Annotated in this window: 13 protein-coding genes; 11 read left to right on the forward strand and 2 right to left on the reverse strand. The window is 59.6% G+C overall.

Annotation, left to right across the window (positions count from 1 at the left end; genetic code table 11):
• Positions 1-13 precede the first annotated feature (13 nt).
• The 11 genes from JZX89_RS12440 to JZX89_RS12490 all read left to right on the forward strand — a co-directional run bounded on the left by JZX89_RS12440 (position 14) and on the right by JZX89_RS12490 (position 11,931).
• Positions 14-1,306 carry an ABC transporter substrate-binding protein gene (locus JZX89_RS12440; protein ID WP_046799372.1) on the forward strand — a complete coding sequence of 431 codons (1,293 nt, stop codon included), beginning with the start codon at positions 14-16 and terminating at the stop codon, positions 1,304-1,306.
• 63 nt (positions 1,307-1,369) lie between these two features.
• The gene (locus JZX89_RS12445) at positions 1,370-2,170 is read left to right on the forward strand and encodes a phosphodiesterase (protein WP_207134201.1); all 801 of its coding nucleotides are present in this window, start codon (positions 1,370-1,372) and stop codon (positions 2,168-2,170) included.
• A gap of 298 nt (positions 2,171-2,468) precedes the next feature.
• Entirely contained in the window at positions 2,469-3,962 is a 1,494-nt protein-coding gene (gene scpC, locus JZX89_RS12450) for a succinyl-CoA:acetate CoA-transferase ScpC (protein WP_207134202.1), read from the forward strand.
• Positions 3,963-4,153: 191 nt separating this feature from the next.
• The gene (locus JZX89_RS12455; protein WP_149898447.1) at positions 4,154-5,476 is read left to right on the forward strand and encodes an alpha/beta hydrolase; all 1,323 of its coding nucleotides are present in this window, start codon (positions 4,154-4,156) and stop codon (positions 5,474-5,476) included.
• Between the two features lie 127 nt (positions 5,477-5,603).
• A complete protein-coding gene (locus JZX89_RS12460; protein ID WP_174374170.1) occupies positions 5,604-6,641 on the forward strand; it encodes a 4-hydroxyproline epimerase in 1,038 nt (345 codons plus the stop codon).
• A gap of 112 nt (positions 6,642-6,753) precedes the next feature.
• Complete coding sequence (pyrC, locus tag JZX89_RS12465) at positions 6,754-7,791, forward strand: dihydroorotase (protein WP_207134203.1); 1,038 nt, start codon at positions 6,754-6,756, stop codon at positions 7,789-7,791.
• A 171-nt stretch (positions 7,792-7,962) separates the two neighbouring features.
• Positions 7,963-8,661 (forward strand): orotate phosphoribosyltransferase, encoded by a 699-nt coding sequence (locus JZX89_RS12470; protein ID WP_006310650.1) that lies wholly within the window; start codon positions 7,963-7,965, stop codon positions 8,659-8,661.
• 98 nt (positions 8,662-8,759) lie between these two features.
• Positions 8,760-9,686: a carbohydrate kinase family protein gene (locus JZX89_RS12475; protein WP_149898450.1), complete on the forward strand. Its 927-nt coding sequence runs from the start codon at positions 8,760-8,762 to the stop codon at positions 9,684-9,686.
• A gap of 96 nt (positions 9,687-9,782) precedes the next feature.
• A complete protein-coding gene (locus JZX89_RS12480; protein ID WP_149898451.1) occupies positions 9,783-10,130 on the forward strand; it encodes a hypothetical protein in 348 nt (115 codons plus the stop codon).
• Positions 10,131-10,240: 110 nt separating this feature from the next.
• Positions 10,241-11,206 (forward strand): acetylxylan esterase, encoded by a 966-nt coding sequence (locus JZX89_RS12485; RefSeq protein ID WP_207134204.1) that lies wholly within the window; start codon positions 10,241-10,243, stop codon positions 11,204-11,206.
• Positions 11,203-11,931, forward strand: coding sequence for an esterase family protein (locus tag JZX89_RS12490; protein WP_153515163.1), 729 nt, complete (start codon positions 11,203-11,205; stop codon positions 11,929-11,931). The genes JZX89_RS12485 and JZX89_RS12490 overlap by 4 nt, the downstream gene beginning before the upstream one ends.
• Before the next feature lie 65 nt (positions 11,932-11,996).
• On the opposite strand, the gene pgi is transcribed toward JZX89_RS12490, so the two are convergent.
• Positions 11,997-13,622 carry a glucose-6-phosphate isomerase gene (gene pgi / locus JZX89_RS12495; RefSeq protein WP_207134205.1) on the reverse strand — a complete coding sequence of 542 codons (1,626 nt, stop codon included), beginning with the start codon at positions 13,620-13,622 and terminating at the stop codon, positions 11,997-11,999.
• A 140-nt stretch (positions 13,623-13,762) separates the two neighbouring features.
• On the reverse strand, positions 13,763-15,475 hold the full coding sequence (locus JZX89_RS12500) for a long-chain fatty acid--CoA ligase (protein ID WP_149898455.1): 1,713 nt from the start codon (positions 15,473-15,475) through the stop codon (positions 13,763-13,765).
• Positions 15,476-15,526 lie beyond the last annotated feature (51 nt).

The following is a 15,526-nucleotide window of genomic DNA, read 5'->3' on the forward strand; positions in this document are numbered from 1 at the left end:
TCTGGAGACTGATATGAAACTCAACCGACGCGCTGTGGTAAGCGGTCTGGCCCTCGGCATGGCTTTTGCAGGCCTTGCACAGCCGGCTCTGGCCAATGAAATCACGCTGAACGTTCTCTACAACCTGCCGGGCTTCACCAAGTTCCATCAGCCGCTGGCCGATGAATTCATGAAGAAGAACCCGGACGTGAAGATCAACTTCCTTGCCCCGGCTGCCGGTTACAACGAAGGTCAGCAGCAGGTTCTGCGCTCCGCCGTCACGGGCAATCTGCCGGATGTTTATTTCTCGGGTTACAACCTGACGGCGGAACTGGTTCACACGCTCGCACCGCGCAACCAGATCACCGATCTCGGCCCGTTCATTCAGGCTGAAGGCGGTCAGGCTTTCCTCGACAAGAACTACAGCCCGAAGATGGCCGCTCTCGGCCAGATCGACGGCAAGCAGTACGGCCTGCCGGTCAACGCTTCCTCGCCGATCATCTACATCAACGCCGACCTCGTCACCAAGGCTGGTGGCGACCCGGACAAGATGCCGACCACCTTCCCGGAGCTCATCGCTCTCGCCAAGAAGATCAAGGCTCTCGATGCCAAGTTTGCCGGCATGAGCTACGACATCAACGGCTGGCCGGATGACTGGTTGTGGCAGGCGCTGGTGTTCGAACAGGGCGGCAAGCTCGTTGACGAAAAGACCAAGACCGTTGCCTTCGACAATGAGATCGGCCTCAACGCCCTGAAGATGGCTCGCCAGTTCGTTACCGAAGGTGGCCAGAACCTGCTCGACTGGGATCAGTCCCGCCAGCAGTTCGGTGCAGGCCTCACCGGCTTCATCTTCTCTACCCCGGCCCACGTTCAGACGATCCAGGGTCTGGTTGGCGACCGCTTCAAGCTGAAGACGGCGACCTTCCCGCTCGACAACAAGGAAAAGGGCGGCGTGCCGACCGGCGGCAACTCTGCCGTTATCCTGACGCAGGAAAAAGCCAAGCAGGATGCTGCCTGGAAATACCTGAAGTGGATCACCGGTCCGGAAGCGCAGAACACCATCGTTCGCATCACCGGTTACCTGCCCACCAACAAGCTGGCAACGGGTCCGGACTTCCTCGCTCCCTATTATGTCGAGAACCCGAATGTGAAGACCGCTTCGCTGCAGGCTGACCGTTCGCTTCCCTGGGCCGGTTATCCGGGTGGCGATTCCGTTCGTATCTGGCGCACCCAGCGCGACATCATCGGCACCGTCATGCGCGGTGAGGTGACGCCGGAAGCCGGTCTCAAGCAGGTTGTCGAACAGACAAACGCCCTGCTGAAATAAGCCCCCTGAAAGAGGCTGCGGGGAAATCCGTTCCCGCAGCCATTTTGCGCAGAAAGACTGACAATGAAGATCATCCAGATCACCGACACCCATCTCGTGCCGCCCGGCATTGCCGTAAACGGCGTCGACCCGGAAAAGCAGCTGCGCGCTGCAGTGGCCGATATTGTTGAAAAACACGCCGACGCCGATCTTCTTGTCATGACGGGCGATCTTTGCAATTACGGCGAGCCGGAAGCCTATGAGCTGCTGCGCGGCATCCTCGCACCCGTCTCCGTCCCCGTGCGGCTGATGCTCGGCAATCACGACCGTCGTCCGGAATTCGTTGCAGCTTTCCCGGAACAGCCGCGCGACGACAATGGCTATATCCAGTCATTCATCGATACCGAATTCGGCCGCCTGCTGTTTCTCGACAGCCACGAAGCCGATGTCATCGGCGGCAGGTATGGCGCGGATCGTCTGGCATGGTTGGAGAGCGCGCTGGAAAGCGCGGGCGAACTGCCGGTCACGGTGTTCATCCACCACCCGCCGATGGATTGCGGCATCCGCCATTTCGAACATATCGGCATGCATGATGATGGCGCCATCATGCGCCGCCTCGCGGCTCACCCGGCCGGTGTGCGTCATATCATCTTTGGCCATATCCATGTGCCTATGGCCGGCACGACAGCCGACGGCATAGCCTACAGCTCGGGTCAGGCCTGCGCCCACCGTTTCATCACCGATATCGACGTTCTCGATCCGCTGTGGACGGGTGGCAACCCCTGTTACCGGGTCATCACAACGGGTACATTCGGCCTGCGCGCCTATGATGCCGAAGTGGGGCAGGTTGTGCTTGGTCAGGCACCCATCTGCGAAGGCCCCTGATCGCGAGGGATTTTTGGCGACAGGACGGGGCGGTCGCCCGCCTCATCCTGTTTCGCCGCCGATACGATGCTGCGGAAGGCTCGCCGATTGGCGAGGCTGCGATGTCGCGAAGACCCCGCAGCCTGTAGCGCCGATGCACCACTTGCGGTTTGTTGCGCAAGATTGATGGACTAAGGCCGTAGTCCCGGCCGCGCCCTTGATCTATGTCAGTTTCATCGATGAAACTGCACGCCATAGTCGCCCAAGAGGTGGCCAGCTTGATGACGTGCCATCGTGAGTGCAGATCATGGAGAAGTGCATGCTTGAAAAGCGTATCCGCAACGCGTCCCTCTTGAACCGGATCGTCAGCGCTGAAGAGGCCGCCAGTCTCATTCAGGATGGCATGACTGTCGGCATGAGCGGCTTCACGCGCGCCGGCGAAGCCAAGGCGGTGCCGCTGGCGCTCGCCGAACGCGCCAAGTCGCATCCCATGAAGATCACCCTGATGACCGGCGCTTCCCTCGGCAACGATCTCGATAAGACCATGGTCGAGGCCGGCATGCTGGCGCGCCGCATGCCTTTCCAGTCCGATCCGGCTTTGCGCAAGGCGATCAATGACGGGAGGGTGATGTTCATCGATCAGCATCTTTCCGAAACAGTCGAACAACTGCGAGGCGACCAGATTCACGGCGTTGACGTCGCCATTGTCGAGGCCGTGGCAATCACGGCGGAAGGCGGCATCGTCCCCACCACCTCGGTCGGCAATTCCGCGAGCTTCGCCATTCTGGCCGATAAGGTCATCGTTGAGATCAACCTGTCGCAGCCCGAAGTGCTGGAGGGATTGCACGACATCTTCATTCCCGCCAAACGCCCGACCCGCATGCCCATCCCCGTCGTGGCGACGGATAGCCGTGTCGGCCTGCCATTCATTCCGGTGCCGCCGGAAAAGATCGCTGCCATCGTGCTGAGCGACAAGAGCGACAGCTTTTCGACAGTGCTGCCGCCGGATGACGAAACCAAGGCGATTGCCGGCCATCTCACCGAATTCCTGCTGAACGAGGTTCGTCATGGCCGTATGACCCACGAACTCCAGCCGCTCCAGGCCGGCATTGGCACCATTGCCAATGCGGTGATGCATGGTTTCATCGATACGCCGTTTCACGATCTCAAAATGTATTCGGAAGTCCTGCAGGATTCGACCTTCGAGCTTTTCGATGCCGGAAAGCTCACCTTCGCCTCCGGTTCGTCGATCACACTCTCCTCCGCCATGAACGAACGGGTCATGCCACGGCTGGCCGACTACAAGAGCCGGCTGATCCTTCGCCCGCAGGAGGTCAGCAACCACCCGGAAGTCATCCGCCGCCTCGGCATCATCGGCATCAACACGGCGCTGGAATTCGATATTTATGGCAACGTCAATTCCACCCATGTCGGCGGAACGCACATGATGAACGGCATTGGCGGCTCGGGGGATTTCGCCCGCAACGCCTATATGTCGATCTTCGTCACCAAGTCGATCGCCAAGGGCGGGGCGATTTCCAGCGTTGTGCCGATGGTCAGTCATGTCGATCATACCGAACACGATGTGGATATTCTCGTCACCGAAATCGGTCTGGCCGATCTACGCGGGCTGGCTCCGCGTGAGCGGGCGACGGTGGTCATCGAAAATTGCGTGCATCCCAGCTATCGCGATGCGTTGACGGATTATTACCAGCGGGCGGCGGCACGGGGCGGGCACACGCCGCATCTCATCGAGGAGGCGCTGTCCTGGCACAATGCGCTTCGGGAAAGAGGAACGATGCTGCCGCAGTAATAGGTCCCGCGCTCTTGCCGGCCGTCGAGTTTCCGGCCTGTCGGCCGGCAATTGGGTCTGTTTGGACACACCGGGGCGGAAAGTGTCCGCTGCTCCGCTTTGGTTGCTGGCGCGGCAGTTCCGCCTCCGGTAGAAAATTCTCTCCCCCTGGCTGTTATCCGGCTGCCTCTGGGTTGTAGGAGAGTGATGTGATGCCCATTCGCTTCGTGGCCGTAATTGCGATTGTCGCCCTGCTCGCCGGTTGCGGCGGGCGTCCCATCGGGGTCATGACGCCGACCGGGCAGACGGTGGCGGGAACTTCATCGGTGAACCTTCTGGTCGCCACCACGCGCGCACCTTCGGAAAACGCCGCCGTGCTTTTCGGCGGGGAGCGTGGGACCGGTTTGAAGGTCGATGCGGTAACGGTTTCCATTCCGCCCGCCGCCAACCGCAAGGTCGGGCAGGTGCAATGGCCGAAGAAGCTGCCGCCAAACCCGCTGAAGGACTTCACCACGGTGGCGGTGGAGCCCATTCGCTCCGAAGCGGAGACGAAAAGCTGGATCAACAAACATATCCAGAAGGACCGCCGCGTGCTGGTCTTCGTGCATGGTTTCAATAATCGTTACGAGGATTCCGTCTACCGTTTCGCCCAGATCGTCCATGATTCCGGCACGGATGTCGTGCCAGTGGTGTTCACCTGGCCGTCGCGAGCCAGCATTTTCGATTATAATTACGACAAGGAAAGCACCAACTACTCCCGCGATGCGCTGGAAGAGATGCTGACGCGTCTGGCCAAGGACAAGTCCATCGGCGAGGTCACCGTCATGGCGCATTCCATGGGCACCTGGCTTGCAGTGGAAGCGTTGCGCCAGATGGCCATCCGCAACGGTCGCGTCGATCCGAAGATCAGCAATGTCATTCTGGCCGCGCCGGATCTCGATGTGGACGTGTTCAGCCGGCAGTTCACAAGTCTCGGCAAGACGCCACCGAAATTCACCCTTTTCGTGTCGCAGGATGACCGCGCGCTTAGCCTGTCGCGCCGCATTTCCGGCAATGTCGATCGTCTCGGCCAGATCGATCCCTCCGTCGAGCCCTATCGTAGCCAGCTGGAAAAGGCCGGCATCACCGTTCTCGATCTGACCAAGCTGCAATCCGGCGACCGCCTGAACCACGGTAAATTCGCCGAAAGCCCCGAGGTCGTGCGCCTGATCGGCGACCGCCTCATCGCCGGCCAGACGGTGACGGATTCCGATGTCGGTCTGGGTGAGGCGCTGGGAGCGGTCAGCATCGGTGCTGCGCAAACCGTCGGAACGGCAGCCAGCGTGGTGGTCAGCGCACCGATTGCGGTCTTCGATCCGCGCACGCGGGAAAATTACGGCAGGCAGGTCGAGCGGCTTGGCCGCTCCGTCGAAAATACCGTCGGATCGGTGGGCGATACCGCCGGCTCCGTGGTGGATGATCAGACGGTTCAGAGTTCGAGAGTGAATTGCGATGCCGCCGCCAATCGCAATCGGACAGAGTGCCGGAACCGATAAACTACGATGCGTGCGAGGGCGACGAAAACGCTAAGCGTTTTTGTCATTACGCTCCCGCAGATTTGTATACAGCTTGTATTTTTATCTGTATGGTCGCGTCAACACCCAACTTCCGGAGTAAGACCCCATGCGTTGGAAACGCACCCTTCAGCTTCTCGATGTCCATTGCGAAGGCGAAATCGGCCGTGTCGTCACTGGTGGCGCACCGAAAATTCCCGGCAACACCGTCGCTGAGCAACTTCACTGGATGAATACGGACCCGCAGGGGGAGGCGCTGCGCCGCTTCCTGACGCTGGAGCCGCGCGGCACGCCAATGGGCTCGGTCAACCTTCTCCTGCCGCCGAAGCATCCGGATGCACATGCCGCTTTCGTCATTCTCCAGCCGGATCAGGCGCATGCCAGCTCCGGCTCCAATTCCATCTGCGCCACCACAGCTCTGCTGGAAAGCGGCATGGTGGAGATGAAGGAACCGGAAACCGTCATCATTCTGGAAACGGCGGCCGGTCTGGTGAAGGCCACGGCCACCTGCCGCGACGGGCGCTGCGAAAAGGTCAAGCTGACCATGGTGCCGTCCTTCGTGCATGAGCTGGATGTCAGCATCGACACCCCCGAATGGGGCAAGGTAACGATGGATATTTCCTATGGCGGTATTTTTTACGCGCTGGTCGATGTTCGCCAGATCGGCCTCACCATCGAGAAGGCCAATGCCGCGAAACTCGTTGCCGCCGGCATGACTCTGAAGGACCTCGTCAACCGTGAAATGACGGTCGTTCATCCGGAAATCCCCGCCATATCAGGCGTTGCCTATGTGATGTTCCGCGATGTGGATGCCGATGGTTCGATCCGTACCTGCACCACCATGTGGCCGGGCAGGGCGGATCGCTCCCCCTGTGGCACCGGCAATTCCGCTAATCTCGCCACGCTTTATGCGCGCGGCAAGGTGAAGGTGGGAGACGAATATAAATCCCGTTCGATTATCGGTTCGGAATTCGACGTCGGCCTCTCCGCCGTCACCGAGGTGGCGGGCCGTCCAGCCGTCATTCCCACCATTGCCGGGCGTGGCTTTACCTTCGGCCTTCATCAGGTCGGTCTCGATCCCTTCGACCCCTTTGCGGACGGGTTCGCGATGACGGATGTATGGGGTCCTGAAGCGGGCGGCATCTGAGGCAGGCTTCAAAAAAATGATATTTACAGCCGCCCGATGACCTCTGGCGGCTGTTTTCCCGCGACAAAAGATGCTAAGCGGGCGCAATTCCATCATGCTCCGAGGTATCCCGATGAAGTCGCTCGCCCTGCGCCGCCCTGATGACTGGCACCTGCATCTGCGTGATGGCGCCATGCTGGAAGGGGTGATCGGGGATACGAGCCGTCATTTCGCCCGCGCCATCATCATGCCGAACCTGGTGCCGCCGGTCGTCACCACCGCCGATGCCCGCGCCTATCGCGAACGCATCGTCAAGGCGATCCCGGCGGGTGATCGTTTCGAGCCGCTGATGACCCTATACCTCACTGAGGATACTGTTGCCGACGATGTGGAAGAGGGCAAAAAAAGCGGCCTCATCACCGCCGTGAAGCTCTATCCGGCGGGTGCGACCACCAATTCTCACGGTGGCGTGCGCGATTTCAACAAGGCGATGCCGGTGCTGGAACGCATGGCGAAGATCGGCCTGCCGCTCTGCGTGCATGGCGAGGTGACGACGCCGGAGGTCGATATTTTCGACCGCGAGAAGGTCTTCATCGATACGGTTCTGGAGCCCCTGCGCCAGCGCCTGCCGGAACTGAAGGTGACGATGGAGCACATCACCACCAGCGACGGCGTGGACTACATCAAGTCGTCCAAGGCCAATCTGGCCGGTTCCATCACCACCCACCATCTCATCATCAACCGCAACGCCATTCTGGTCGGCGGTATCAAGCCGCATTATTATTGCCTGCCGGTCGCCAAGCGCGAGGAGCACCGACTGGCGCTGCGTGCAGCCGCGACTTCGGGCGATGCGCGCTTCTTTCTCGGCACGGATTCCGCCCCGCATGTCGATCCGCTGAAGGAATGCGCCTGCGGCTGCGCCGGTATCTATACCTCCATCAACACCATGAGCTGCCTTGCCCATGTCTTCGAGGACGAAAATGCCCTCGACAAACTGGAAGCCTTCGCCTCGCTCAACGGTCCCGCTTGGTATGGGCTCGCGCCGAATGAGGAGACGATCACGCTGGTGAAACGTGAGGAAGCGGTTTCCTTCCCCGAAAAGATCGAGACGGGCGCCGGGCCGGTGACCGTATTCGACCCGATGTTCCCGCTCCATTGGGACGTAAGTTGATTTATTGAAAACCGCCGGCATTGCCGGCGGTTTTGTTATGGTCCTCTGGCATCCGCCCATAAATTCCGGTGCCGCCCGAGGATGCTTGCAATGCTGAACCGAGATGTTGTGCTTCCGAAAACCAGCCCCGGTTTTCGGAGCGATAAACCAAGGCCGAAAAGGAGAACGCCCATGAACCATTTCACATTCACCGACCGCACCGTCGTCGCGGAACTGGTTGCGAAGATGTTGTGGGAAATCAAGGCGGTCCACTTCAATTCCGAAAGCCCCTATACCTTCGCTTCGGGCATGAAGAGCCCTGTTTATATCGACATGCGCAAGCTCATCTCGTTCCCGCGCATCCGCTCGGCGGCGATGGATTTCGCGGCGGCGGCTGTCATGCGCGAGGCCGGCTTCGAGAAATTCGACTGTGTCGCCGGTGGTGAAACGGCGGGCATTCCCTTTGCCGCTTTCCTTGCTGAGCGCCTTGGCCTGCCGATGATCTATTGCCGCAAGAAGCCGAAAGGCCACGGCCGCAACGCCCAGATCGAAGGCCACATGCCGGAAGGCGCCCGCGTTCTCGTCATTGAAGATCTGACGACGGCCGGCGGCTCAATGTTCACCTTCATCGACGCCATTCGCGCGGCGGGTGGCATTGTCGATCACGGCATTGCACTGTTTTATTACGGCATCTTTGAAGAGGCCGAAGCGCGCTTCGCCAATGGCAATGTCAAGCTGCACTATCTGACGACCTGGCGCGATGTTCTGGCTGTCGCACGGGCTGAAAAACTGTTCGATGAAAAGACGCTGTCGGGGGTTGAAGCCTTCCTCGACAACCCGCTGCCGTGGTCGGCGAAGCACGGCGGCGTCAGCGAATTGCCGCAATCGTGATTTCGGATGCGGCCAGTCGGCTTGTGGCTGGCCTTCCGATCGATCTTCGTCTAAATCGATTTAAGTTCATTTGATTTGCTGTTTTGAGGAGGACCGTAATGATCCTGTGTTGTGGTGAAGCCCTGATTGACATGCTGCCCCGGCAGACGACGCTGGGTGAGGCGGGTTTTGCCCCCTATGCAGGCGGAGCGGTCTTCAACACGGCAATTGCGCTGGGGCGTCTCGGCGTCCCTTCCGCTTTCTTTACGGGTCTTTCCGATGACATGATGGGCGATATCCTGCGGGAAACCCTGCGGGCAAGCCATGTCGATTTCAGCTATTGCGCAACGCTGTCGCGGCCGACCACCATCGCTTTCGTCAAGTTGATCGATGGCCATGCCACCTACGCTTTTTATGACGAGAATACCGCCGGCCGGATGATCACCGAGGCGGAGCTTCCGGCATTGGGTGCCGATTGCGAGGCGCTGCATTTCGGCGCGATCAGCCTCATTCCCGAACCCTGCGGCAGCACCTATGAGGCGCTGATGACGCGCGAGCATGAAAGCCGCGTCATCTCGCTCGACCCGAATATCCGCCCCGGTTTCATCAAGGACAAGCAGTCGCATATGGCCCGCATCCGCCGTATGGCCGCCATGTCGGATATTGTGAAGTTCTCGGATGAGGACCTCGCTTGGTTCGGTCTGGAAGGCGATGAGGATACGCTCGCCCGCCACTGGCTGCATCATGGCGCGAAACTGGTCGTCGTCACCCGGGGTGCCAAGGGGGCTGTGGGTTATACTGCCAATCTCAAGGTGGAAGTGGCCTCCGAACGGGTCGAAGTCGTTGATACCGTCGGTGCCGGTGATACTTTCGACGCCGGCATTCTCGCCTCGCTGAAAATGCAGGGCCTTCTGACCAAGGCGCAGGTTGCCGCGCTCAATGAAGAGCAGATCAGGAAGGCTTTGGCGTTGGGTGCAAAAGCCGCTGCGGTCACTGTCTCGCGGGCTGGCGCAAATCCGCCTTTTGCGCATGAAATCGGGCTTTGAGCATGGCTGTCTAACGCTTGATCTGCGTCCGGAATATTGTGGTTCTGAGGACGGGGGCGTATTCTCGTCCCAATTTGCATCGCCGCGGATGAGACTATGGCTCCGTTGACCCCACCACCCAGGATCAGGCTTTCGCGGTTGCGGGATATTGGTTGGTCCGTGTGGGACCCAATTGGACTTATGCCGGCGGGAGAAAGCTGGAACGACGCCGGCAACCTGTGTTTTGCGGATGAATACGACAACTACCTGATTGCGGCCGCAGGCCAATTGCGCAGAGGTATCGCTGCCGCTGAAGTCGCCGATTATCTGGTGGGAATCGAGGCCGAACATATGGCCCTTGGTGAAACGCCCGGATGCCGCGAAAGAGCTTTGGCGGTTGTAGCCGCAATCAATGCGGACCCACAGCTTTGGACCTTGCCCGAAGGTCAGGATGTCGCTGTTTGAGGCGGGGCATTTTCGGCACAGCCGCTGTGCGCGCGATCAATACCCTAAAAAACCGGTATTCGAAGATCAAAAACCTTGTGTCCGCCGGTTTTTCGCGAAACATGCGTCGCATGAGTGTTCCCAATATCCATCCTTTCGATTTCGACCCAAGCTACGGCATGCAGCGCGAACAGTTGCTGGCCATCACCCCGCCCGAAGCGCCACCGGGTTTTGATGACTTCTGGCAGAAGCGTTATCGTCGCGCGCTCGCCACGGATCCGCGGCCGGTGCTGCGCAAAAGCAGGCTCAGCCATCCGCGCTGGCATGTGCTTGATGTCACCTACACCTCCACCGGCGGTTTCCGCATCGGTGGCTGGATGCTTTTGCCGCGCGAAGGCCAGGTGCGCCGCGGCCTCGTCGTCGGCCATGGTTATGGTGGGCGCTCCGAGCCTGATTTCGAAGTGCCGGTGGAAGAAACGGCCGTGCTGTTTCTTTGTTTTCGCGGGCTCTCGCTAAGCGCCTGTCCGCCGATTTCTTCGGAATCGGCGCTTCATGTTCTCTACAATATCGACAGGAAAGACGATTACATCATCGGCGGTTGTGTCGATGATCTGTGGGTTGCCGTTTCGACGCTCGTGAGCCTTTACCCCTGGCTGGAAGGGCAGGTGGGGTATAGCGGCATCAGTTTCGGCGGCGGCATCGGAGCGCTGGCGATACCATTTGATGAGCGCATCGACCGCGGCCATCTGGTGGTGCCGACATTCGGGCATAGGCCGTTCTGGCTGACATTGCCCACCGTTGGCAGTGCGAATTCGGTTCAGTCATACCAGAAGGCCCATCCGAATGTCCTCGAAACCTTGCGTTTCTTCGATGCCGCCTGTGCCGCCGCCCGCATAAAAGTGCCGATGCTGGTTGCGCCGGCACTTTTCGATCCATCGGTGGCCCCGCCCTGCCAGTTCGCAGTGGCCAATGCGCTGCCGCACTCAAAATTTAATGAAATCTTCATCCTCGACGCCGGGCATTTCGATTACCCTGACAGCGCATCGCAAGATGCGGTCCATAAGGACAAGGTCAGACGGTTTTTCAAGGTGCCATGAAACGCGAATATCTCCGTTGGTTTAGTCACAGGCTCCATCGCGACATGGAGCTCCTGATATTCGGTCATGCCGGCGCCAAGGTGCTGATGTTTCCCACCCGGGACGGGCGTTTTTTCGAATATGAAGAACTGGGGCTTGTCGGTAGTCTGGCCGACAAGCTGGAGGCAGGCCATCTCCAGCTTTATTGCATTGAGGGGCTGGCCACAGAGACCTTTTATGCGGCCCATCATCACCCGGCCGACCGCATCCGCCGTCATGCCGCCTTCGAAGACTATATTCTCAGCGAGGTACTGCCGCTGATGGCCGAGAAAAATTCCCATACCGATACCATCGTTCATGGCTGCAGCCTCGGTGCGTTTCAGGCCGCCAGTCTCGTTTTTCGCCACCCGCATCTGTTTCGCAAACTCGTCGCCTTTTCCGGCCGTTACGACCTGACGATGAAGGTGGAGTCCTTCGGCGACCTGTTCGACGGCTATTACGACGATGACGTCTATTTCCACATGCCAAGCCATTTCCTGCCGGGACTTGCCTGCCCGCGGCGGCTCGAACACCTGCGCCGCATCGACATGGTGTTCACCATCGGCGATGCAGACCCGTTTCTGGACAACAACCATCATCTGAGCCGGGTTCTATCCGACAAGCAGGTGGGCCATCAGATGCATGTCTGGGAGGGGCGCGCCCACCGGGCGGGTGCGTGGCGCAAGATGGCGGCGCTTTATATTTGAAGCCGCCGCATTAAAAAAGCCGGAAGTGTCCTTCCGGCTTTCCTGAGATCAAGTGTGCGGGGATTTTACCCCGCCAGACCGGCCAGCACCTTTACCAGACCCTGCGTCGAGCTGTCATGGCCGGCAGCGCTTTCCTTGCCTTCGACGACGGGCAGCAAGCCGGTCGCCAGTTCCTTGCCGAGTTCCACACCCCACTGGTCGAAGGAGTTGATGCGGAACAGCACGCCTTCCACAAAGACGCGGTGCTCATAAAGCGCGATCAGGCGGCCAAGCGCGAAAGGCGTCAGTGTGTCGTAGACGAAGGTGATGGAGGGGCGGTTGCCCGTGAAGACGCGGTGCGGCGCGATGAAATCGGCCTTTTTGTCGTCCATGCCCTTGGAGGTGAGCTGCTCCTTGGCTTCGGCCAGCGTGCGGCCCTTCATCAGGGCTTCCGATTGCGCCAGGCAATTGGCGATGAGAAGCTGATGCTGGTGGCGCAATTCAGGTTCAAAACCATTGGCGGCGATCATGAATTCCGCCGGAATGACGCTCGTGCCCTGATGGATCAGCTGGTAGAAGGCGTGTTGGCCGTTGGTGCCGGGTTCGCCCCAGACAACCGGGCCGGAATGGCCTTCGACCGGCGTGCCGTCGATGGTAACACCCTTGCCGTTCGATTCCATGTCGAGCTGCTGCAGATAGGCGGGGAAACGCGACAGCCGCTGGTCATAGGGCAGGATCGCCCGTGTCGAATAATTCAGCACGTTGCGGTGATAAAACCCGATGAGACCGAGCAGCATCGGCAGGTTTTCGCGGATTGGCGCCTCGCGGAAATGCTTGTCCATCGCATGCGCGCCATCCAGGAACTTGCCGAAATTGTCCGGCCCGATGGCGATCATCAACGGCAGGCCGATTGCCGACCAGATCGAATAACGACCACCCACCCAGTCCCAGAAACCGAAGATGCGGTCGCTTTCGATACCGAAGGCGGCGACTTTGTCCAGCGCGGTGGAAACGGCGGCGAAGTGGTGCTTTACGGCCTCTTCACCCAGCTTCTCGGCGATGAAGCGGCGCGCGGTGGCGGCATTCGTCATCGTTTCGATGGTGGTGAAGGTCTTCGATGCGACGATGAAGAGCGAGGTTTCCGGGTCGAGCAGCTTCAGCGTATCGGCAATATGTGCGCCGTCGATGTTGGAAACGAAATGTGCCCGAGGACCGTCATGGAAAGGCGCAAGCGCCAGCGTCACCATGACGGGGCCGAGATCGGAGCCGCCAATGCCGATATTGACGACGTCGGTAATCTTCTTGCCGGTAGCACCTTTCAGGGAGCCGGAACGGATTGCATCGGCAAACTTGCCCATGGCGGCCAGAACGCCGTTCACGTCAGGCATCACATCCTTGCCGTCAACCAGAACGGGGAGGTTGGAACGGTTGCGCAGGGCGGTGTGGAGAACCGCGCGGCCTTCGGTGAAGTTGATCTCCTTGCCGGAGAACATCTCCTCGCGCTTGGCCTCGACGCCGCCGTCGCGGGCCAGCTGTTCGAGAAGCGTCACGATCTCCTCGTTGACGGCGCATTTGGAATAATCCATCAGCAGGTCATCGAATTTGGCGCTGAAACGGCTGAATCTCTTGTCGTCGGCCGCAAACGCGGCGCGAAGATCGGTTGCGGCTGTGCTGCTTGCCGTTGCTTTGAGTTTTTCGATGGTGGCCTGCATCATGTGCTCCTCGGCTTCCGTGGAAGGATGAGGAAACTATTCTTTTTCAGGCGGCCAAATCAAGGCGACTTTGATAAAGAAAAGGGCGGGCATAAAAGAAAAGAGCCGGTCGCCCGGCTCTCGTCATTCGCTTCAAGCGCTCAGTTCAGATTGCGCAATTCGCGCCGCAAAATCTTGCCGACATTGGATTTCGGCAGCTCGGTGCGGAACTCGATGATCTTTGGCCGTTTGTAGTTTGTCAGGTTCTTGGCGCAGAAGGCCTTGAGTTCCGCTTCCGTCAGCGACTGATCCTTCTTGACGACGAAAAGCTTGACGGTTTCGCCGGAATGTTCGTCCGGAACACCGATTGCGGCGCATTCCAGCACGCCCGGATGGCTGGCCGCCACTTCCTCCACTTCGTTTGGATAGACGTTGAAACCGGAGACGAGGATCATGTCCTTCTTCCGGTCGACGATCTTGGTGTAACCGCGCTCGTCCATGAACCCCATGTCGCCGGAGCGGAAGAAGCCGTCGGCGGTCATGGCTTTTGCGGTTTCATCCGGCCGTTGCCAATAACCGGCCATGACCTGCGGGCCGCGAATGCAAATCTCGCCAACTTCACCCATAGGCAAGCTGTTGCCATCGTCGTCGCGAATGTCGATCTCCGTCGATGAAAGCGGCAGGCCGATTGTGCCGCTAAACTCCTGGGAATCGAGGCGATTGACCGTCGCCACTGGCGATGTTTCGGAGAGACCGTAGCCTTCCGCAATCGGGCAGCCCACCACGGAAAGCCAGCGTTCCGCGACCGGTCTTTGCACGGCCATGCCGCCACCGAGAACGAGGATGAGCGACGACAGGTCGAGCTTGCGGAAATCCTCATTGTTCATCAGCGCGTTGAAAAGCGTGTTGATGCCCGGAAAAATATGCGGCTGATAATGCGACAGTTCTTTGACGAAGCCGGGAATATCGCGCGGGTTGGCGATCAGCAGATTGTGGCCGCCGAGCGCGATACCCATCAGCGAATTCACCGTCAGCGCGAAAATGTGGCATAGCGGCAGCGCGCAGATGAAGTTGAGAACCTCGGGACGATCGTTGCGGCTGCTGAAGGCGGCGTCCAGCCACAGGCTGATCTGCGCCTTGTTGGCCAGAAGATTGGCGTGGGTAAGGATCGCGCCTTTGGAGACGCCCGTCGTACCGCCGGTATATTGCAGGAAGGCGATATCCTGAGCCGTGAGGCCGACGGACTTCAGGGAAAATCCCTGGCCTTCCTTCAACACCGCCTTGAAGCTGATCGAGCCGGGGATCGCATAGGCGGGCACGAGCTTCTTCACCTTGCGAACGACAAGATTGACGATATGTCCCTTGAAGCCGAGAAGATCACCCATGGCTGCGACGACGACATGCCGCACGGCGGTTTTCGGCACCGCCTGCTGCGCCACATGGGCGAAGTTTTCCAGCACGAACAGCGCCTTTGCGCCGGAGTCCTTCAGCTGGTGTTCCAGTTCGCGCGGTGTGTAGAGCGGATTGACGTTGACCACGATCATGCCCGCCCGCAGGATTCCGTAAACCGCGACGGGATTTTGCAGGATGTTCGGCATCATCACCGCAACCCGATCGCCCTTTTCCAGCCCTCTGGATTGCAGCCAGGCGGCCACGGCGCGGGTTTGAGCGTCCAGCTCCCGGTAGGTCAGCGATTTCCCCATGCTGGAAAAGGCTTTGCGGTCGGCAAATTTTACGCAGCTCTTTTCAAGAAGGTCTACAAGCGAGGCGTTGGCCGATACGGGGATCTCGGAAGGGACGCCCGGCGGATAGGACGACAGCCAACGCTTTTCTACGCTGACATTTTCCGGCTGTCCCAGGGACAATTCACTCATGCTTCTCCTCCCAGAGTCTTTTTCGCGCCGTGCATTCGGTGGAATGCATCA

The sequence above is a fragment of the Agrobacterium burrii genome, assembly GCF_017313405.1.
Classification (GTDB): domain Bacteria; phylum Pseudomonadota; class Alphaproteobacteria; order Rhizobiales; family Rhizobiaceae; genus Agrobacterium; species Agrobacterium burrii.

Coding starts and splice junctions, on each gene's coding strand:
- JZX89_RS12440 (WP_046799372.1), top strand. CDS start 14: ATGAAACTCAACCGACGCGCTGTGGTAAGCGGTCTGGCCCTCGGCATG.
- JZX89_RS12445 (WP_207134201.1), top strand. CDS start 1,370: ATGAAGATCATCCAGATCACCGACACCCATCTCGTGCCGCCCGGCATT.
- scpC (WP_207134202.1), top strand. CDS start 2,469: ATGCTTGAAAAGCGTATCCGCAACGCGTCCCTCTTGAACCGGATCGTC.
- JZX89_RS12455 (WP_149898447.1), top strand. CDS start 4,154: ATGCCCATTCGCTTCGTGGCCGTAATTGCGATTGTCGCCCTGCTCGCC.
- JZX89_RS12460 (WP_174374170.1), top strand. CDS start 5,604: ATGCGTTGGAAACGCACCCTTCAGCTTCTCGATGTCCATTGCGAAGGC.
- pyrC (WP_207134203.1), top strand. CDS start 6,754: ATGAAGTCGCTCGCCCTGCGCCGCCCTGATGACTGGCACCTGCATCTG.
- JZX89_RS12470 (WP_006310650.1), top strand. CDS start 7,963: ATGAACCATTTCACATTCACCGACCGCACCGTCGTCGCGGAACTGGTT.
- JZX89_RS12475 (WP_149898450.1), top strand. CDS start 8,760: ATGATCCTGTGTTGTGGTGAAGCCCTGATTGACATGCTGCCCCGGCAG.
- JZX89_RS12480 (WP_149898451.1), top strand. CDS start 9,783: ATGGCTCCGTTGACCCCACCACCCAGGATCAGGCTTTCGCGGTTGCGG.
- JZX89_RS12485 (WP_207134204.1), top strand. CDS start 10,241: ATGAGTGTTCCCAATATCCATCCTTTCGATTTCGACCCAAGCTACGGC.
- JZX89_RS12490 (WP_153515163.1), top strand. CDS start 11,203: ATGAAACGCGAATATCTCCGTTGGTTTAGTCACAGGCTCCATCGCGAC.
- pgi (WP_207134205.1), bottom strand. CDS start 13,622: ATGCAGGCCACCATCGAAAAACTCAAAGCAACGGCAAGCAGCACAGCC.
- JZX89_RS12500 (WP_149898455.1), bottom strand. CDS start 15,475: ATGAGTGAATTGTCCCTGGGACAGCCGGAAAATGTCAGCGTAGAAAAG.